The sequence below is a fragment of the Tepidibacter mesophilus genome, assembly GCF_002724055.1.
In the GTDB taxonomy this organism is placed as follows: domain Bacteria; phylum Bacillota; class Clostridia; order Peptostreptococcales; family Peptostreptococcaceae; genus Tepidibacter_A; species Tepidibacter_A mesophilus.
Map to the genome: position 1 here is coordinate 1 of NZ_BDQY01000085.1, position 344 is coordinate 344.

At 45.3% G+C, this 344-nt stretch carries 1 tRNA gene and 2 rRNA genes; all 3 read right to left on the minus strand.

Annotation, left to right across the window (positions count from 1 at the left end):
* Window positions 1-5 precede the first annotated feature (5 nt).
* Window positions 6-122 (minus strand): 5S ribosomal RNA (rrf, locus tag Tmeso_RS16030).
* Between the two features lie 8 nt (window positions 123-130).
* Window positions 131-204 (minus strand) — tRNA-Gly (locus tag Tmeso_RS16035).
* 47 nt (window positions 205-251) lie between these two features.
* A 23S ribosomal RNA gene (locus tag Tmeso_RS16040) occupies window positions 252-344 on the minus strand; the annotation flags it as partial.

Sequence of the window (344 nt, forward strand, 5' to 3'; positions counted from 1 at the left end):
AACATACGTGGCTACGTCCTACTCTCCCAGGAGGCTGCCCTCCAAGTACCATCGGCGCTAAAGAGCTTAACTTCTGTGTTCGGAATGGGAACAGGTGTATCCTCTTTGCTATAATAACCACATATTTGTTTGGAGCGGGTGAAGGGAGTCGAACCCTCGCAGCCGGCTTGGAAGGCCGGAACTCTACCACTGAGCTACACCCGCATATCAAGTATTAAAATTAATACTTTCAAAATTGATCAGATTTAAATTAGGTTAAGTCCTCGATCTATTAGTATCCATCAGCTGAACTCATTACTGAGCTTACACCTTGAACCTATCAACCAGGTAGTCTTCCTGGGATC